This window comes from Streptomyces sp. NPDC003011, from assembly GCF_053591515.1.
Map to the genome: position 1 here is coordinate 1 of NZ_JBSFTY010000049.1, position 18853 is coordinate 18853.

Here is an 18853-nt window from a genome sequence, read left to right on the forward strand (position 1 = left end):
CCCCTTCGCGCTGACCGCGGTGCAGGCGGTGTCCGAGTCCGGCAGCAAGGCCAAGGTCGCCACCTTCGACCTCAACAAGGCCCTGACGAGCGCCAAACCGCGGAGGTCAGCCCGGGCACCGCGTCCCCGGGCGGCAGCGTCACCGTCTCCGTCGCCTGCGATCCGACCGGCGGACCCCCGCCCGACACGATCGACGCCACCTCGCAGGCCTTCGAGGCGGGCAGCGTCACCCTGCAGCTCGTCCCCGGCAACGACGACGAGATCTCCGGCCCCGCCTACAACGGCACCGCCCGCCTCGCCCCCGCCGAGAACTTCGAGGAGGGCGTGGACGCGGTCGGCCCGGACTCCGCGTGGACCGTCGACGGCACCTGCCCGGCGGCGCCCGGCGGGAAGGGCAAGCAGTGGAGCGCGACGTTCACCGTGAAGCCGGGCAGCGGCGAACCGTGCACCCCGTCGCACACCGATCCCTGCGCCACCAGCAGCCCCTGCGCCGAGCCGCACGCCGACACCGACACCTGCGGCGGCACGGTCGTCCCGCGCGGGGTGCGGGCCGGTGAGGGGGGCACCTTCACCGACTCCGTGCCCGCCCTGGTCACCGGCGGCCTGCTGATCGCGGGCGCGTTCGGAGCGGCCGTCCACCGCCTGCGCCGCAAGGAGCCCGCGACCGGCCACTGACCCGGCGGCCACACCGCTCCCCGCCCCTCCCCGCCCCTCCCCGCCCCCTCGACGGCACCGTCCGACGGCCGCCCGCCCCGCCGTGTGATCCGCGCAACCCTCGTCGGCGCTCATGGCACCGCGTCACCCTGGGTACGAGGAACGCGAGGGAACGACCCGCACCGCACGAGCCCTCGCAGGAGCCACCGGACCCACGGGCCATGGCCGACGGACGAGAAGAGCAGCCCCACGGGCCCCACACGGAGGTACGGATGCCGCGGACGGACCCGGAAGGCCACGGCCCCGTCCGCTTCGGGCCGCCGCTTCCCGAGGACGGGCTGCCCGTGCTGCCCGAACTGTCCGCCGTACTCGCCGCCGCGGCCGGCCGCGCGGACAGCGAACCCGTCGGCGGCGGGCCCGCCCTGCTGGACGCCGCGTGCGGCCACTGGGACCGGCGCGGCCTGCCCACCGGGGCCGACCGGGTGGCCGCCGCCCCCGGCGCCCCCACGCTGCTGCTCGCGCTGACCGCCGCGCTCGGCGGTGACGTCCTGGTACCCCGGCCCTGCGCCGCCTGGTGGGCGCCGTACGCACGCCTGCTGGGACGCCCCGCCTTCCACGTGCCGACCCAGGCCGAGTGCGGCGGTGTCCCGGACCCCTACGCACTCCTGGAGACCGTGCGCCGGGTACGCGCCGAGGGCGGCGACCCGCGCCTGGTCGTCCTGTCCGTCGCCGACGACCCCACCGCCACCGTCGCCCCGCCCGAACTGCTGCACGAGACCCTGGAGGCCGCCGTCGGGGAGGGCCTGCACCTGGTGAGCGACGAGACCTGGCGGGACACCGTGCACGATCCGCACGGCACCGTGCTGCTCAGCCCGGCGCAGATGCTGCCCGACCGGGTCACCGTCCTGACCGATCTGGCCGGCGCGCTGCTGCCGACCGGCTGGCCGGCCGCCGTCGCCCGCTTCCCCGTGAGCGAGTCCGGCGGCAACGGCCTGCACGCGCGCGTGCTCGACGTCCTCACCGCGCTCGGCGCCCGCGTCGCCACACCGGTCGCCGCCGCCGCCGCGTACGCCCTCGAAGAACCCGAGCCGGTCACCGCTCGCCGCGACGCCGTCGTACGCCTGCACGCGCGCGTGGCCGCCGCCGCGTACACCGCCGTGGTCACCGCGGGCGCCGTCGCCCGGCCCCCGCAGGCCGGGCGCCACCTCTACGTCGACCTGGACCCCCTGCGGCCCGCGCTCGCCGCGCACGGCGTCGGCGACGCCCAGGAGCTGGAGGACTTCCTCGCCGCCCGGCTGGGTATGCCCGCGCCCGGCGGCCACCGCTTCGGCGACGACCTCGGGGCGCTGCGCGTGCGCCTGTCCACCGGCTGGCTGCTGGGCGGGGGTACGGACGAGGAATGCCTCGGTTCACCCTCGCCGCTGGAACTGCCACACGTGCGACGCGCGTTGACCCTTCTGGAATCGGTCTTCGACGATCTCCGCGACGACGCTCAGCGATGGGAGCCTCCTCGATGACGCAGCAGTCCGAGTCGACCACGAGCACGCCCTCCCGGGACGGTGCTCAGGCGGCCCCGACCCCCTTCGAGCCCCCCGCCGCGCCCCGGCCGCTCGGTGAACGCCGGGTGTGGCCGCGGACCTTCCACGACCGTCTGACCGCCCCGCTGCCCGGCCTCAAGGCCATGGCCCGCTTCGCCCGCGAAGGCGCCATCCGCCCCGACCGGGACGGCCTCGCCGACATCCCCCGGCTGCCCTTCGCCCCGGCCCCGCTGCCCCGGGTCGACGCCCGCACGGTCGCCGTCTCCTGGGCCGGGCACGCCAGCTGGGTCGTGCAGATCGGCGGGCTGACCGTCCTGACCGACCCCGTCTGGTCCCGCCGCATCCTCGGCACCCCGGCCCGCATCACCCCGGTCGGCATCGCCTGGAGCGACCTGCCGCCCGTCGACGCGGTCGTCATCAGCCACAACCACTACGACCACCTGGACGCGCCCACGCTGCGCCGGCTCCCGCGCGACACCCCGGTGTTCGTGCCCGCCGGACTCGCCCGCTGGTTCCACCGCCGCCGGTTCACGAACGTCACCGAGCTGGACTGGTGGGAGGCGGCCGAACTGGACGGCGTCCGCTTCGACTTCGTCCCGTCCCACCACTGGTCCAAGCGCTCCCTCATCGACACCTGCCGCTCCCTGTGGGGCGGCTGGGTCCTCACCGCCCCGGACGGCCGGCGCGTCTACTTCGCGGGCGACACGGGGTACGGCCACTGGTTCGCCCGCATCGGACAGCGCCACCCCGGCATCGACCTCGCCCTGCTGCCGATCGGCGCCTACGACCCCCGCTGGTGGCTCAGTGACGTGCACTGCGACCCGGAGGAGGCGGTCCGGGCCGCGCAGGACCTCGGGGCCCGCCGGATGGCCCCCATGCACTGGGCGACGTTCGTCCTGTCGGCGGAGCCGGTGCTGGAGCCGCTCACCCGGGTGCGGGCCGCCTGGGAGAAGGCGGGGCTGGACCGCGAGGACCTGTGGGACCTGCCGGTGGGAGCCTCACGCGTCCTGGACGGAACTCCCGGACTCCCGAGCTACTGACCCCCGTGGACCCGGACCCGGCCTGCTGACTCCCGGGTGCCTCCCAGGCGACTCCCGGCCCACGGGCCCCGAGCCGCGCCGGACTCCCAGGCGACTCCCGGCCCACGGGAACACGGGCCGCGCCGAACTCCCGACCGCTGACCGCCCGGACCCCGAACTCCTGACTACCGGGCCGCGGGCCTGCGGATCCGCCGCCACACACTCGGCGCCGTGCTGATCACCACGGTCAGCGCGACCGCCGCGAGCACGCCCTCCCAGGGCTCGCTGAACAGCGAGCCGCCGAGGATCCCGATGAGCTGGTACGTCACCGCCCAGGCCAGACACGCCGGCAGGTTCCCCCGGGCGAACCGGCGCATCGGCCACTTCGCCATCAGACAGGCCAGCATCACCGGGATCCGGCCGGCCGGCACCAGCCGCGACAGCACCAGCACCGCCACCCCGTGGCCGGCGAGCTTCTCCTGGGCCCGCGCGAGCCGGTCCTCGGGTGCGCGCGAGCGGAGCGCCTCCAGCCAGCGCGAGCCGTTCTTCGACCGCATCCCGCGCCGCCCCAGCCAGTACAGCGTCACGTCCCCGAGGAACGCGGCCGCCGACGCCGTCCCGAACACGATCACCAGCGCGAGCGGTGCCGCCTGGTGGAACGCCACCACGGCGGCCGAACTCACCAGCGCGCCCGTGGGCACGACCGGCACCAGCGCCCCGATCAGCACCAGCAGGAACAGCGTGGGATAGCCGATCGCCTGCTGCGTCGACGCGAACGGCATGGTCGTCGGAAAGGCGGCGAGCCAGGTCACCGGGCGGCCTCCGGCCGTACGCTCTCCCCGTGCCCGAGCCGGTGCACCGCCACCTCGGGGGCGCGCTCGGCCGCGCGGCGCACGAACTCCTCGCCCGGCGTGTGGAACTCGTGCGGGCGCACGGCGTCCAGCCCGATCGGCCAGTACGTGCCGTAGTGGACCGGCACCGCGCTGCGCGGCCCCAGCCGGGCCAGCGCCTCGGCGGCCCGCCCCGCGTCCAGATGCCCCTCGCCGAGGTACGGTCCCCAGCCGCCCACCGGCAGCAGCGCCACGTCGACCGGTCCGACCTCCTTGGCCATCTCGTCGAACAGGCCGGTGTCCCCGGCGAAGTACGTACGGGCCTCCCCCTCGACGACATAGCCGAGGGCGGGGGAGCGGTGCGGCCCCAGCGGCAGCCGCCGCCCGTCGTGCAGGGCGGGCACCACCCGCACCGACAGGTCGCCGACGCGTATCTCGTCACCGGGCGCCACCTCGCGCACCCGCAGATGCGTGAGCCGGCGCAGCCCCGGTACCGCCCGTGGTGCGCCCCGGGGCACAAACAGGCGCGTGCCCGGGGCGAGCCGCGCGAGCGACGGGACGTGCAGATGGTCGGCGTGCAGGTGGGAGACCAGCGCCACGTCGGCACGCCAGGCCCCGGGCGGCGGCAGGGCGCCCCGACGGCGGCGCAGATGCGCCAGCCGACGGGCGAACAGGGGATCGGTGAGCACACGGACGTCCGAGTCCACGACCGTGCAGGTGGCGTGACCCCACCAGGTGATCTCCACCGGCACCTCTTTGCCTCCTTCGCGCGACTCCCCGAAGCCTACGGGCAGGAGTAGGGTCGGCGGCGAAACCCGGAGGTGAGGGGGGCTCCATGGGACACATGCGCGGTGCCTACGGCACGACCGGGCCGTTGCGCGTCACGGCGATCGCCAGCCTGACGCCCCTGCGGGAACTCGACGACGACCCCTTCCTGGTGGACTCCCGCAGCCAGCACGCGATGTGCGCCCGCTGGGCCGCCGAGCGGGGCCACGTCGTCACCCGGCAACTCCTCGTGTGCGCGCTCCGTTGCGACCACGACGTCCTGTGGGAGGGCGTACGGCCCGGCCGCGACCTGTTCGTCGCACCGAGCCTGCGCGTGCTGCGCAGCGCCCTGTCGTCGGTCGACGAGTTCACCGCCGAGTGCGCGCGCCGCGGGGTGCGGGTGGAGACCGTCGGCCGCGCGGAACCGTCGTACGACGCCCAGATGAAGGCGCGGGTGCACCGGCGGCTGTCGATGCCGACGGCCGGGTACGACGGGCGGTAGACCCGCGGGAGCCGGTCGCGTGAAACCCGTGTGACAGGCTTGGCCCAGGCCCGCACCGGCGACGGGCCAAGGACGTGAGGTGTGCGGGGCGTGCGGTCAGGGCGTTGGCGGCGGGTGGCCAGTCAGGTCGGGCGGAGCGTCGCCGTATGGGCCGTCTCCACCCTCACGATGCTGCTGCTGGCCGGTCTCCTGCCGGACTTCCGGCTCCAGTCCCCCGACGGCGACAGCGCCACCCGGATCGCCGTCACCGCGGCGTTCGGCGCCGGCGCCTTCGGTCTCCTGTCGGCCCTCGCCTGGCCCCTTCTCGTACGGCTGCTGCTGCTCGTGCCCGCGCTGGTGCTCGGGCTGCTGGTGTTCTTCCTCAACGGCGCGCTGCTGCTGCTCGCGCTGCGGCTGAACCCCACCGAGCAGGGCGACGCCGCCCCGGAGACCGCGGTCGTGGTGGCCGCCGTGATGTCCGCCGTCGCCTCCGCCACCGGCGCCGCGCTGGCCGTCCGCGACGACGACGCCTACCGGCGCCGCCTGTACCGTCTCGCCGAGCGCCGCCGCAGATCCGGCCCGGTCTGCCCCGCCACCCACGGCACGGTGTTCATGCAGCTCGACGGCGTCGGCCACGACGTGCTGCTCGACGCGGTCGGCAAGGGCCTGATGCCCACCGTCGCCCGCTGGCTCGGCGTCGGTGACGGTCTCGGCGCCGCCCGCAGCGGCACCCACCGGCTCACCCCCTGGCGCACCGACTGGTCCAGCCAGACCGGCGCCAGCCAGCTCGGCATCCTGCACGGCAGCAACCACGACGTGCCCGCCTTCCGCTGGTACGAGAAGGACCGCCGCGAGGTCATGGTCTGCAACCGCCCCACCAGCGCCGCCGAACTCCAGCGCCGTGCCGTCGAGGCCACCGGTGACGACGGGCTGCTCGGCGTCGACGGCGCCAGCCGCGGCAACCTGTTCTCCGGCGGCGCCGGGCAGCAGGCCCTCGTCCTGTCCATAGCCACCCGCCGCCGCAGCCGCGAGACCCGCTCCCGGGCGGGCTACTTCGCCTACTTCTCCGACCCGGCCAACGCGGTGCGCACCGCCCTGTCCTTCGTCGCCGACGTCGGCCGCGAGATCGTCGAGTCCACCCGGGCCCGTGCGCGCAAGGCCCGCCCCCGGGTGGGGCGCGGCGGCCTCTACCCCTTCATCCGCGCCTTCGCGACCGTCGTCGAACGCGATGTCGTCGTCGCCGCCGTCATGGGCGACATGCTCGCGGGCCGCACCGCCGTCTACGCCGACCTCGTCGCCTACGACGAGGTCGCCCACCACTCCGGACCGACGAGCCGCGACGCCGCGAAGGTCCTCGAACGCCTCGACCGCTCCCTCGCCCTGATCGAGAAGGTCGCCGAGCACGCCCCGCGGCCGTACCGGATCGTGGTGCTCTCCGACCACGGCCAGAGCCCCGGCGAGACCTTCCGCGCCCGCTACGGCCTCACCCTCGGCGACCTGGTGCGGGCCGGCTGCGGGCTGCCCGTGCCGCGCAGGGCGCGCCGCACGCACAGCGGCGCCGAGGCCCGCGCGGCCGTGCGTACCGCGCTGCGCCGGCCGGTCGAGGAAGGCGGCGAGCAGTTCCGGCCCGCACGCGGCTCCGAGCCGATCGTGCTGGCCTCGGGCAACCTGGGCCTGATCTCCTTCCCGGACGTGCCGCACCGCATGACCAAGGAGGAGATCGACGCCCGCCACCCCGCCCTGCTGACGACCCTCGCCAACCACCCCGGCATCGGGTTCCTGCTGGTGCGCAGCGAGCGGCACGGCGGGGTGGTCCTCGGCCCGTTCGGTACGGAGATCCCGCTCGACGGCCTCGACGAGAACCCCGGCCCGCTCGCCGACTTCGGTCCCGGAGCCGCCGACGCCGTCCGCCGCACCCACTCCTTCCCGCACACCGCCGACATCATGGTCAACTCCTGGTACGACCCGGCCGAGGGCGAAGTCCTCGCCTTCGAGGAGCAGATCGGCTCGCACGGCGGTCTCGGCGGCGCCCAGGGGAAGGCGTTCCTGCTGTCGCCGCTCACCCTGTCCGCCCCGGCCGAGGACGGCGCGGAGCTCGCCGGCGCCGAGCACATCCACCGCGTGCTGCGCCGCTGGCTGCGTGAGACGGACGGCCCCCAGGTCCCGCTGGCGGCGCGCCGCGAACGACGCGCCGCCCGAACCCACGCCCCCCGCCACTCCTGACGCACCCCCATGGGCGAAAGGAGCATCGTGTGCACGGAGGACCGTGACCCACCGTCTCACCGCCGAGCGGATGTGCCCAGGGCACATTCAGGCCACCCCGGTCGGTCCACCGCGCCCCGCCCGCCGGCGGCGCCGGAGGTACGCGGGCGCCGTGGCCACGGAAAAACCAGCTGCGCCCGCCGGGGGCGACGCCCAGACTGTCCGTACCGGGCGCCGCACACCTGCGCGCCCTTCTCGCACACCCCCAGGAGTCGCTGCGTGCAGGCAGCCGTCACGGTCACGCCCTCCCGTCTGCCCGACCTGCTGCTCGGTCTCGCCACGGTGCGGCCGGTCTTCGTCTGGGGCGCCCCCGGCATCGGAAAGTCCTCCCTGGTGCGGGAGTTCGCCGAATCGCTCGGCCTGGAGTGCGTGAGCCTGCTCGGTACCCAGCTCGCCCCCGAGGACCTGATCGGCGTGCCCCAGATCCGCGACGGCCGCTCGGTGTTCTGCCCGCCGGAGGCCATCGCCCGCGACGAGCCGTACTGCCTGTTCCTGGACGAGCTGAACGCGGCCACCCCGGACGTGCAGAAGGCGTTCTACTCGCTGATCCTGGACCGCCGGATCGGGACCTACGAACTCCCCAAGGGCTCCATCGTCATCGGCGCCGGCAACCGCGCCACCGACAACGCCCTCGCCCGCCCGATCGCCTCCGCCCTGGTCAACCGCCTCACCCACGTCCACCTGGAGGCGTCCCCCAGGGACTGGCTGGTCTGGGCCGCGGGCAACGGCATCCACCCCTGGATCGTCGACCACCTCACCGACCGGCCCGGCCACCTGTGGTCCAGGCCGCCGAAGACCGAGGAGCCGTTCTCCACGCCCCGCTCCTGGCACATGCTCTCCGACGCCCTGCACTCCTTCGGCCACGGCCTCGACGAGGAGACCCTGAAGGTCCTCGCGCACGGCACGCTGACGCCCGCCCACGCGACCGCGTTCTGCGGCTACGCCAAGATCGTGCGCAGCCGGTTCGGCATCGAGGCGATCCTCAAGGGCGACGCCCGCTGGCCGAGCCGCATGGAGGACCGCGACCTGCTGTACTACCTCGCCGAGTCCTTCCGCGGCCGGCTGATCAAGGAACTCCCGGCCGGCAAGGAGCACATGTCGGCGAACGGCCGGCAGACCGCGTACCGCGCCAAGTCGCTGCTCGTGCAGCTCGCGGAGATCTCAGTGGAGGTCGCCCAGAGCGTCATCGCCTCCGACTCCGACGGCAACCCCCTGCTGCCCGCCTGGTTCCTCATCGAGGCGGCCCGTGACATGCCCCGGCTGGTGGAGGCACGCCGGTGAGCCGGGGCGGCAAGCGGGCTCAGCCGAAGAAGGACCCGGCCGCCGAGGCGTGCGCCGAGGGACTGCGGCTGGTGCGGGCGAACCCGGCGCTGGCCGCGATCGACGCCACGACGTGCCGCGACAAGGACTGCGAACTGGCCCCCCGGGACGGCCTCGCCCGCGTCACCTCCAACGGCCGCGTGCATCTGCACCCCACCCGCCTCGCGGAACCCGAGGACTGGGCCTGGGCCATCGCCCACGCCCTGATCCACCTCGGCTTCGGCCACGTCCCCGCCGCGCACGGCGAGCGCGTCCAGCCCGACCGTCACGACCTCGCCGCCCGCTGCACGGTCGTCAACCGCTTCCTGCTGACCTCTCCCGTCGGCCGGGCGCCGGACCATCTGCCGCCGTCCTACCCCGGCGGTGACGAGGAGCAACTGGCCGCCGGCTGGCGGCGAGCGGGCATCCCGGGCGCGTACGAGCACTGCGGAACGGCCGCCGGGGAGGCCGACCAGGTCCTCGTGCCCTGGAACACGTGGGATCCGCACGTCCCCGACTGGCAGGCGGCGTTCGCGACCGCCCTGACCCGCACCATGTCCACCGCCCTCGACCTGGCGGGCGGCCGCCGCGACTCCATGACCGGCGAGCCCACCCGGCTGCGCCCCTGGGAACGCGCGCTGAGCTGGTTCGTGTCCTCCTACCCGCTGCTCGGCGGCGTCGCGGCCGGCATCACGCTCGTCGCCGACGCCGAACTCGCCCGCGCCCACGACATCTCGGTGGCCGCGGTCAACGCGGAGGCGGGCGAGATCTACGTCAATCCCCTGCGCGAACTCGACGACGAGGAATGGCGGTTCGTCCTCGCGCACGAGATGCTGCACGCGGCCCTGCGGCACGGCGACCGCTGCGGCACCCGCGACCCGTACCTGTTCAACGTCGCCTGCGACTACGTCATCAACGGCTGGCTGGCCGAGATGCGGGTCGGCACGATGCCCGCGGGCCTGCTGCACGACCCGGAACTCACCGGCCTGTCCGCGGAGGAGGTCCACGACCGCATCGCCGTCGACCTGCGGCGGATGCGCCGCCTGTCCACCCTGCGCGGCAGGGGCCGCGGCGACATCCTGGGCGGCCCGCTGCACGCGCCCGGCGACTGCGTCGACCTCGACGAGTTCTACCGGCGCGGTCTCGCCCACGGTCTGGACCTGCACGAGGGGCAGGAGCGCGGCTTCCTGCCCGGCGGCCTGGTCCAGGAGATCCGCGCGCTCAGCCATCCGCCGCTGCCGTGGGACGCCCGGCTCGCCCGCTGGTTCGACGAGTTCGTGCCCCGCCCGGAGCCGGTACGGACGTACGCCCGCCCGCCCGGCACGCCGGCAGGCCGCCACGCCCGGCATCCCGCGCGCGGGGCGCTACTTCCCGCCCGAGGAGACCGCCCGCTGCACCTTCGGCGTCGTGCTGGACACCTCCGGCTCCATGGACCGGGTCCTGCTCGGCAAGGCGCTCGGCGCGATCGCCTCGTACGCCGAGGCCCGTGACGTACCGGCCGCCCGCGTGGTGTTCTGCGACGCGGCCCCGCACGACGCGGGTTATCTGCCCGTCACCGACATCGCGGGACGGGTGCGGGTGCACGGCCGCGGCGGCACCGTGCTGCAGCCCGGCATCGACCTCCTGCACCGGGCGGACGACTTCCCGCCCGCCGCGCCGGTCCTGGTGATCACCGACGGGTACTGCGACGCGCTGCGGGTGCGCCGCGAGCACGCCTACCTGATCCCGCAGGGGGCGCGGCTGCCGTTCAGCGCCCGGGGGCCGGTCTTCCGGGTGAGCTGAGCCGGAGGGTGATCGGTATGGTGGCGTGAACCCCGGATTTCGGGACCTTAGGAAAGGAATGACCGTGGCCACCACGCGCTCCGCACACACCGTCTGGGAAGGCAACCTGCTCGAGGGCAACGGGGTCGTCACCTTCGACTCCTCCGGCGCCATCGCCGAGCAGCCGGTGACCTGGGCCGCCCGCACCCAGGAGGCGAACGGCAGGACCAGCCCCGAGGAGTTGATCGCGGCCGCCCACTCCAGCTGCTTCTCCATGGCGTTCTCGCACGCCCTCGCCGGAGCGGGCACCCCGCCCACCAAGCTCGTCACCTCCGCCGACGTCACCTTCCAGCCGGGTGAGGGCATCACCGGCGTCCACCTCACCGTCGAGGGCACCGTGCCGGGCCTCGACGAGGACGGCTTCGTCGCCGCCGCCGAGGACGCCAAGGTCAACTGCCCCGTCAGCCAGGCCCTGAAGGCCGTACCGATCACGCTGTCCGCGAAGCTCACCTGACCGGCCCCGCGACGGACACGCCACGGGCCGCCCCTGCCGGCAGGGGCGGCCCGTGCGCCGGGCCGGTTCACGGACACCGGCCCGGGTAGGTAACGGACACCGGCCCGGGCAGGTAGCGGACGGCGGCGGAAGGACGGGGACGGTGGCGGGAACCTCCAGCGGGGCGGCGGTACTCGACTCCGCGACCCGTGAACTGACCCGCGTCGTCCTGCTGTTCAGCCTCGACGGCCGGGCCCGTCCACGGGGCACCGCCTGCGGCGCTCTCGTCGACCGGCTCGACTTCGGCCGCTTCGAACCCCATCTGAGGTCCAGCGAAGCCGTTCTGCCCGTGCCGGTGCTCACCGCCCGCCTGGCCCCCGAGGACCTGCGCCCGCCGCACGGCGACCACGGCCTCGCCCTTGCCGGCGGCGACCTCCTGGTCCTCGCCACCCCGCGCGGCGACGTGACCCTCGTCGTGGACTGCCGGTTCGCCGCCGACACCGCGCCCGACGCCCTCGCCGCCTGGCTCGCGGCCACCTGCTTCGACCGCCGCTCCCTGCGGCTCGGCGACCGGCCGCTGCTCGACGTCGTCAACGAACGGCTCGCCCTGCCGGCGCCCCTCGCCTACGGCCAGAACGTGCACCAACTCGTCTTCCCCGGCGGCCGGCTGCTGCGCGGCCTGCTGTCCGCCGACCTCGCCGACGCCGCCCGCAGACCCGCCCTGCTCAACGAGATCGTCTACCGCGGCCGGATGCCCGCGCACCGCGCGGCCGACGCCGAGGACACCCTGCCGCCCAACCTCAGGAACCACGGCGTCGCCCTCTCCGCCCACGGCCGCGGTGTCTCCGTGCAGGCCGGCTGGGCGCCGCACGTGGAGAACGGCCTGATCCTGGTCGCCGTCGGCATGGTCTCCGCTCTCGCCGTCCTCCAGCGCACCCGGCTCGCCGCCTTCGAGACGATGCGCGCCAACGAGCGGGCCCCGATGTCCGACTCGCCGTACGAGGTCCGCTCCCTCATCTCCCGGCTCTCCGCCGGAGTGAACGAACTCCAGCTGGACCTGGCCTTCGGCGTGGAGGCCTACGTCGACAGCCTGCTAATCCCGGAGATGCTCATGGAGGCCTTCCAGTCCTCCCTGCGCGACACCCTCGGCATCCGCGACAGCCTGGAGAACTCCGCGCGCATGGTCGAGCGGCTGACCTCCGTCATCAGCGCCCGCTCCGCCGCCCTGGACGCCGAACTCGCCGAACGCGACGACCGCCGCGACCGCACCGTCTCCGCCCTGGTCGCCGCGGCCACCCTGATCGCGCTGCCGCCGACCCTGCTGCTGACGTTCTTCGGCGTCAACGGCACCGACGTCCGCTCCGACCGCTCCATCCTCGACCTCAACACCTACGGCACCGCGTACGCGCTGGCCTGGCTTCCCTTCGTCGTCCTCGTCCTGATCGGATACGTCCTGCTCCGCCGCGTCAGCAGACGCTCCGGCTCCCTCCTGTCCCCGCCCGACGGCCGGCCCGCCCCGGTGCCCGCGCCCCGATCCCCGTCCGGGAGCTGACGAGACGATGCCGCCACGACCCGCCGTGTCCGCACACCGGGGCGGATCCGAACACGCCGCCGCCGCCACCCGACAGGCGTACGAGGACGCGATCCGGTCGGGCGCCGAGTACGTCGAGTTCGACATCCGGCGTACCGCCGACGGCGTCCTCGTCGTCTACCACGACCCCCGCGTCGGGCCCGCCGGCCCGCCCCTGTCGGCGCTCACCCACGCCGAGCTCAGCGAGCGGGCCGGGTACGCCGTCCCGGCCGTGGACGACGTCATGTCCCTGATCGCCGGGAAACTGGTGGGACACCTGGACCTGAAGGAGACCGGGTACGAGCGTGCGGTGATCGACCGGGCCGTCGCCCTGCTCGGCGTGGACGGTTTCGTCGCCACCACCCTGGAGGACCGTTCCGTCGCCGCCATCGCCCGCAGCTTCCCCCGGGTCCGTACCGCCCTGTCCCTGGGCCGCGACCGCAAGGAGATCGCCCCGGCCCGGCTGACCCGCACCCGGCTGAGCGAGCTGCTGCCGATGCGGCGGGTCCGCGCCTGCGGCGCCACCGGAGTCGCCGTGCACCACCGGCTGGCCCGCGCCGGCGTCCTGCGCGAGGCGGCCCGGCACGGCCTGTTCACCCTGGTGTGGACCGTCAACGAGGACCTGCCGATGCGGGCTTTCCTGGCCGATCCGCGTGTCGACGTCCTGGTCACCGACCGCCCCCGCCGCGCCCTCGCCCTGCGCGGCGCCCGCCGCGACGAACACCCGCTCGGGCACCCGTCCCCCTGAACCGGGGAACCCGTCCCCCGAACCCGGTACCCGCCCGCCTGGCCGGGGTACCCGTCCCTCCGCGGGAGGCGCCCTTGACAAGAGCGCACTCAAGTTTTGTGCTGGAGTGCGGGAAGCTCCCTGCCGGCGGAAGGGGACAGCGATGGGACGTGCGGTCGGAATCGATCTCGGGACCACGAACTCGGTGGTGGCGGTGCTGGAGGGGGGCGAAGCCACCGTCGTCGCCAACGCGGAAGGGGCCCGGACCACACCGTCGGTCGTGGCGTTCGCCAAGAACGGCGAGGTGCTCGTCGGGGAGGTCGCCAAACGGCAGGCCGTGACGAACGTCGAGCGCACCGCCCGCTCCGTGAAGCGGTACATGGGCGACACCGCCTGGCGGTTCCCGCAGGAGGGCTCCGTCGACGGCACCCGCTACCGGGCGCAGGAACTGTCCGCGCGGGTGCTGCAGAAACTGAAGCGGGACGCGGAGTCCTACCTCGGCGAGGACGTCACCGACGCCGTGATCACCGTACCGGCGTACTTCGACGACGCCCAGCGGCAGGCCACCAAGGAGGCCGGGGAGATCGCCGGCCTGAAGGTTCTCAGGATCATCAACGAGCCGACCGCCGCCGCTCTCGCCTACGGCCTCGACCGGGGCGAGGAGCAGACGGTCCTCGTCTTCGACCTGGGCGGCGGCACCTTCGACGTGTCGCTGCTGGAGATCGGCGACGGCGTCATCGAGGTCAAGGCCACCAACGGCGACACCCGTCTCGGCGGCGACGACTGGGACCAGCGGATCGTCGAGCACCTCGTGAAACGCTTCAAGGGGCAGTCCGGCATCGACCTCGGCAACGACAAGATGGCCCTGCAGCGCCTGCGCGAGGGCGCCGAGAAGGCCAAGATCGAACTGTCCAGCTCCTCCGAGACGACGATCAACCTGCCCTACATCACCGCCTCCGCCGAGGGCCCCCTCCACCTCGACGAGAAGCTGACCCGCGCCCAGTTCCAGGAACTCACCGCCGACCTCCTCGACCGCTGCAGGACCCCCTTCCACCAGGCGATCAAGGACGCCGGAGTGAAGCTGTCCGCGATCGACCACGTCATCCTCGTCGGCGGCTCGACCCGGATGCCCGCCGTCACCGGCCTGGTCAAGGAACTCACCGGCAAGGACCCGCACAAGGGCGTCAACCCGGACGAGGTCGTCGCCGTCGGCGCGGCCCTCCAGGCGGGCGTCATCCGCGGTGACGTGAAGGACGTCCTGCTTCTCGACGTCACCCCGCTGTCCCTCGGCATCGAGACCAAGGGCGGCATCATGACCAAGCTCATCGAACGCAACACCACGATCCCCACCCGCCGTTCGGAGATCTTCACCACCGCCGCCGACAACCAGCCCTCGGTCGGCATCCAGGTCTACCAGGGCGAACGGGAGATCGCCGCGTACAACAAGAAGCTCGGTGTCTTCGACCTCACCGGTCTGCCGCCCGCCCCGCGCGGCGTCCCGCAGATCGAGGTCGCCTTCGACATCGACGCGAACGGCATCATGCACGTCTCGGCGAAGGACCTCGCGACCGGCCGCGAACAGAAGATGACCGTGACCGGCGGCTCCGCCCTCCCCAAGGACGACATCGACCGCATGATGCGGGAGGCCGAACAGTACGCGGAGGAGGACCGCAAACGCCGCGAGGCCGCCGAGACCCGCAACCAGGCCGAACAACTCGTCTACCAGACCGAGAAGTTCGTCCGCGAGAACGAGGACAAGGTGCCCGCCGACACCAGGGCCGAGGTCGACTCCGCGGTCGCGGAGCTCAAGCAGCTCCTGGAGCAGAACGCCGAGACGACCGCCCTGCGCACCGGCGTGGAGAAACTCGCCTCCGTCAGCCAGAGGATGGGCCAGGCCATGTACGCCTCCGCATCCGCCTCCGGCGCTGGTGCCGGCGCCGGCACCGAGGACACGTCCGAGCAGCCGAGCACGTCGGACGAGGAGGGTGTGGTGGACGCGGAGATCGTCGACGACGAGAAGGACCCCAAGGACCCCAAGGGGGACTCGGCCTAGGACCCGCCCAGCCCGGAATCGGCACCGCTCACGGGCGCGCCGTCCCGCTGCGGTGGGCCGGCAGCGCGGCGCACACGGCGTCCAGGACCGTGGCGTACGGCGTACCGAGGCCGGTCAGCCGGGACCGCAGCCGCTCCAGGCCGTCGCGGTGCCCCGTGAGCAGGTCCGTGTCACCGGTGCGGGCCGTCAACTCCAGGACCGCGGGCAGGAAGTCGGGCCGTTCCCCGTCCGCGCACCGCAGTCCGTGCGCCCGGTAGACCTCCTCCAGGCGGACCGGCGACATGCCGCGCCGCCGTGGGTCCCCGTCCCGCCACCGGCCCAGATGAAGGCTCTGCCGGTCGTCGGCGTCGAAGACCCGCACATAGTGCGCGGCCAGTTCCGGTGCCGGGGTCACCGCCGCGTGGTCGGTGAACTCCCGCAGCTGCGGGGCCGCTTCGCGCAGCAGCGGCAGCCGGGCCCGGAAGTCGTCGTCCGGGTACGTCAGGCACAGCGCGGCCGCCTGGTACAGCACCGCGTCCGAGGGCATCGGGCCTCCTGCGCGTCGTCGGTGGTCCGCCGCCGGCGCGGCGCTCCCGCACCCGCCCGTGGCTGCTTCGAACCTAGGGCCGGACGAGGAAGCGCACCCGTTCACCGCACCCGTACGGGTCAGGGCCTGCGGGCGACCCCCGCGCAGACCGGCACGATGCCCTGCGCCTGCGCCGCCACGTCCCCCGGCCCCGGCCGCCACCCGGAGACCGGGACCACCCCGGGCCCGAGGAGCTCCAGCCCCTCGAAGCCGTGCACATACGTCGTGACCACGGTGGCGTCCACGGCGAGGATCCGGCGGGCCGGTTCCTCGTCCACCGGGTCGTTGTCCGTGCCGCCCAGCCACCGGTCGCAGACCCGGGCCGGGTGCGGCCGGCTGGTGTCGGCAGGAGGGGGGCGCGGCGTCGGATCCGGTCATGCGGGGACTTCTCCCCGGCCGGGTGCCAGAGGGTGCCGTACGTCGCTCAGAAGTCCTCGCGGCGCTCCCGCAGGAGTTCCTTCGTGCGCTCCGCCGAGGCCGCCCGCGCCGACATGTGGTCCAGGACCTCCAGATGCGTGGCGACCTCCTTGCGGGAGTCGAGATACAGCGCGCCGGTGAGGTACTCGGTGAACACCATGTCCGGCAGCTGCGGCTCGGCGAAACGGAACAGCGAGAAGGGCGCGTACGTGCCCGGATGCGGGCCCTCCTCGAACTCCGCGACCTGCAGCGTGACCCGGTCGCGCTCGGCGAACCGCAGGAGCCTGTCCAGCTGGTCGCGCATGACCTCGCCGCGGATGCTCACCGGCCGCCGCAGCACCGTCTCGTCCATGATCACCCACAGGTGGGGCGGGTCCTGCCGCTCCAGCAGCCGCTGCCGGGCCATGCGCAGCGACACATGCCGCTCGATCGTCTCCGACCCCGCCTGCCCGATCGTCCCGGCCTCCAGCACCGCGCGCGCGTAGTCCTCGGTCTGCAGCAGACCGGGCACGAAGTGCGGCTCGTAGGAGCGGATGATCCGGGCGGCGCCCTCCAGGCTCACGTACAGGCTGAACCAGTCCGGCAGCACATCGTGGAACCGCTGCCACCAGCCCGGCTGGTTCGCCTCCTCGGCCAGCGCGACGAACGCGGCCGTCTCGTCCGCGGTGACGCCGTACGTCTCCAGCAGCACCTGTACATACGGGATCTTCAGCGCGACGTCGGCCATCTCCATCCGCCGAACCGTCGCGGGGGCCACCCGCAGTACCCGCGCGGCCTCCTCCCGTCCGAGGCCGGCCGCCTCCCGCAGTTCCTGCAGGCGTCTGCCGAGCACCACCTGACCCACGGTGGGCGCGGGACGCCGCTCACTCACGCCACGCCTCCCTACGCGTCGAAGTCCGCGTGCAGTGTGTCATGTTCCGCTCCCGGTCTCATCAGTCTCTCCGGGCCGGGACCGCGTCACACACCACGCCGGCCGGGCGGCGGACCGGCCCGCGCGCATGACCCCGGGGGTAATCGACGCCGCCGGCGGCACGCGGGACCGTGAGGGCACCGGGTTCCGGGCCGGCGCACTCCGGCCCGGGATCCGGGTCCCGCGAACGGCAGCCACCGGGGATCCCGGAACCGGATCCCGCTGCCCCGATCCGACCTCGACGAAAGGTGACGCGTCATGTCCGTGACCCCGCTCACCCTGCTCGCCCGGACCTGCGACCCGCACGCCACGCTGCGCCGCTTCCTCGCCCTGGACGCGGTGGTGACCGGCGCGAACGGGGTCGCCTACCTCGCCGCCGCCGGCCCGCTGGGGGACTTCCTCGGCACCGGCACCCGACTGCTGCTCGTCCTCGGCATGATCCTCACGGTGTACGCGGCGGCCGTCGGCCTGCTCGCCGCCCGCGCCCGTCCCGCCGCGCTGCCGGTCCGGGCGGTGGTGGAGGTCAACCTCGCCTGGGCCGCGCTGAGTCTCGCCGCCCTCGGCCTCTGGCTGTCGCCCACCACGGCGGGCACCGTGTGGACGGTGCTCCAGGCGCTCACCGTGGCCGGGTTCGCCCTGCTCCAGTACGCCGCCCTGAGAGTCCGTCAGGACAACAGCGAGTGAAGGTGCTTGACCGTCGTCGGGTCGGCCGGGAGCAGCGTCTCGATGGCGAGCTCGGCGACGGTCACGTCCATCGGGGTGTTGAAGGTGGCGATGGACGAGATGAAGGACAGCGTCCGCCCCTCGTGCTCGATCCGCATCGGCAGCGCGAAGTACGGGACCGGCTCGGCGCTCGGCTCCTCCTGCGCACCCTGCTCCGGCACCGGATACGCCGCGACCTCCTCGTACAGCGCCCGCAGCTCCCGCGAGCGGTGCAGGGCGATCTGCCGCTCCATCTGCGCGAGCAGATGCCCGCGCCACTCCCGCAGGTTGCGGATGCGCGGCGCCAGCCCCTGCGGATGCAGGGTCAGCCGCATCGCGTTCAGCGGCTGCGTGAGCAGGGACTGCGGGATGCCGTCCAGCAGCATCAGAATGCCCCGGTTGGCCGCGACGACGTTGTACAGCGCGTCCACCACCAGCGCCGGATAGGGCTCGTAGCCCTGGATCAGGCGCTCCACGCCCTCACGCAGGGCGTCCAGCGCCGGGTCGTCCAGCGGGGTCTCCGGGTAGCGGGGCGCGTAACCGGCCGCCAGCAGCAGCGCGTTGCGCTCCCGCACCGGCACGTCCAGGTGCTCGGCCAGCCTGAGCAGCAGCTCCTCGCCCGGCCGGGAACGGCCCGTCTCGATGAAGCTGATGTGCCGGGCCGAGGAGTCCGCCCGCAGCGCCAACTCCAGCTGACTCACCCGACGTTGCTCCCGCCAGGCCCGCAGCAGCGGGCCGACGCCCCGGCCCTGGGGGGTGCTGGACGGCGCGGTGCCACCGGACGCGACAATGGTCATACACACGACC

The 18853-nt window shown here is 74.0% G+C and carries 16 protein-coding genes and 2 pseudogenes; 12 read left to right on the top strand and 6 right to left on the bottom strand.

Annotated features, from left to right (window positions below):
• The 3 genes from ACWD0J_RS24485 to ACWD0J_RS24495 all read left to right on the top strand — a co-directional run.
• Positions 1 to 675, top strand: a 675-nt coding sequence (locus tag ACWD0J_RS24485) for a hypothetical protein (RefSeq protein WP_451497965.1), incomplete at its 5' end; no start/stop codon positions are given.
• A 251-nt stretch (positions 676 to 926) separates the two neighbouring features.
• On the top strand, positions 927 to 2171 hold the full coding sequence (locus ACWD0J_RS24490) for an aminotransferase class I/II-fold pyridoxal phosphate-dependent enzyme (RefSeq protein ID WP_451497966.1): 1245 nt from the start codon (positions 927 to 929) through the stop codon (positions 2169 to 2171).
• A complete protein-coding gene (locus ACWD0J_RS24495; protein WP_451497967.1) occupies positions 2168 to 3232 on the top strand; it encodes an MBL fold metallo-hydrolase in 1065 nt (354 codons plus the stop codon). Before ACWD0J_RS24490 ends, ACWD0J_RS24495 begins: the two co-directional genes overlap by 4 nt.
• Positions 3233 to 3396: 164 nt before the next feature.
• Here the strand turns inward: ACWD0J_RS24495 and ACWD0J_RS24500 are convergent, their stop codons facing one another.
• A complete protein-coding gene (locus tag ACWD0J_RS24500; protein WP_451497968.1) occupies positions 3397 to 4023 on the bottom strand; it encodes a DedA family protein in 627 nt (208 codons plus the stop codon).
• A complete protein-coding gene (locus ACWD0J_RS24505; protein WP_451497969.1) occupies positions 4020 to 4793 on the bottom strand; it encodes an MBL fold metallo-hydrolase in 774 nt (257 codons plus the stop codon). The genes ACWD0J_RS24500 and ACWD0J_RS24505 overlap by 4 nt, the downstream gene beginning before the upstream one ends.
• Positions 4794 to 4876: 83 nt before the next feature.
• Between ACWD0J_RS24505 and ACWD0J_RS24510 the strand changes: the two genes are divergently transcribed.
• From ACWD0J_RS24510 to dnaK, 8 genes and pseudogenes are all read left to right on the top strand, one after another.
• Positions 4877 to 5308, top strand: coding sequence for a hypothetical protein (locus ACWD0J_RS24510; RefSeq protein ID WP_451497970.1), 432 nt, complete (start codon positions 4877 to 4879; stop codon positions 5306 to 5308).
• 81 nt (positions 5309 to 5389) lie between these two features.
• Entirely contained in the window at positions 5390 to 7510 is a 2121-nt protein-coding gene (locus ACWD0J_RS24515; RefSeq protein ID WP_451497971.1) for a phage holin family protein, read from the top strand.
• Between the two features lie 258 nt (positions 7511 to 7768).
• Positions 7769 to 8830: an ATP-binding protein gene (locus ACWD0J_RS24520; RefSeq protein ID WP_451497972.1), complete on the top strand. Its 1062-nt coding sequence runs from the start codon at positions 7769 to 7771 to the stop codon at positions 8828 to 8830.
• Positions 8827 to 10630, top strand: a pseudogene (locus ACWD0J_RS24525) (vWA domain-containing protein). Before ACWD0J_RS24520 ends, ACWD0J_RS24525 begins: the two are co-directional and overlap by 4 nt.
• A gap of 64 nt (positions 10631 to 10694) precedes the next feature.
• Entirely contained in the window at positions 10695 to 11123 is a 429-nt protein-coding gene (locus tag ACWD0J_RS24530) for an OsmC family protein (RefSeq protein WP_451497973.1), read from the top strand.
• 142 nt (positions 11124 to 11265) lie between these two features.
• Positions 11266 to 12654 (top strand): hypothetical protein, encoded by a 1389-nt coding sequence (locus tag ACWD0J_RS24535; protein WP_451497974.1) that lies wholly within the window; start codon positions 11266 to 11268, stop codon positions 12652 to 12654.
• A gap of 7 nt (positions 12655 to 12661) precedes the next feature.
• Entirely contained in the window at positions 12662 to 13420 is a 759-nt protein-coding gene (locus tag ACWD0J_RS24540) for a glycerophosphodiester phosphodiesterase family protein (RefSeq protein ID WP_451497975.1), read from the top strand.
• A gap of 142 nt (positions 13421 to 13562) precedes the next feature.
• Complete coding sequence (dnaK, locus tag ACWD0J_RS24545; protein WP_451497976.1) at positions 13563 to 15452, top strand: molecular chaperone DnaK; 1890 nt, start codon at positions 13563 to 13565, stop codon at positions 15450 to 15452.
• A gap of 28 nt (positions 15453 to 15480) precedes the next feature.
• On the opposite strand, the gene narJ is transcribed toward dnaK, so the two are convergent.
• The 3 genes and pseudogenes from narJ to ACWD0J_RS24560 form a co-directional block, all read right to left on the bottom strand.
• Positions 15481 to 15978, bottom strand: a complete 498-nt coding sequence (gene narJ / locus ACWD0J_RS24550; RefSeq protein WP_451497977.1) for a nitrate reductase molybdenum cofactor assembly chaperone — start codon at positions 15976 to 15978, stop codon at positions 15481 to 15483.
• 119 nt (positions 15979 to 16097) lie between these two features.
• Positions 16098 to 16226: pseudogene (locus ACWD0J_RS24555) on the bottom strand (SAM-dependent methyltransferase); the annotation flags it as partial.
• Between the two features lie 215 nt (positions 16227 to 16441).
• On the bottom strand, positions 16442 to 17305 hold the full coding sequence (locus ACWD0J_RS24560; RefSeq protein WP_451497978.1) for a helix-turn-helix domain-containing protein: 864 nt from the start codon (positions 17303 to 17305) through the stop codon (positions 16442 to 16444).
• A 297-nt stretch (positions 17306 to 17602) separates the two neighbouring features.
• Here ACWD0J_RS24560 and ACWD0J_RS24565 point away from each other — a divergent pair, with 297 nt between their 5' ends.
• Positions 17603 to 18028, top strand: coding sequence for a hypothetical protein (locus ACWD0J_RS24565; protein WP_451497979.1), 426 nt, complete (start codon positions 17603 to 17605; stop codon positions 18026 to 18028).
• Here the strand turns inward: ACWD0J_RS24565 and ACWD0J_RS24570 are convergent.
• Positions 18010 to 18843, bottom strand: a complete 834-nt coding sequence (locus ACWD0J_RS24570) for a helix-turn-helix domain-containing protein (protein ID WP_451497980.1) — start codon at positions 18841 to 18843, stop codon at positions 18010 to 18012. The two genes, ACWD0J_RS24565 and ACWD0J_RS24570, sit on opposite strands and share 19 nt — an antisense overlap.
• Positions 18844 to 18853 lie beyond the last annotated feature (10 nt).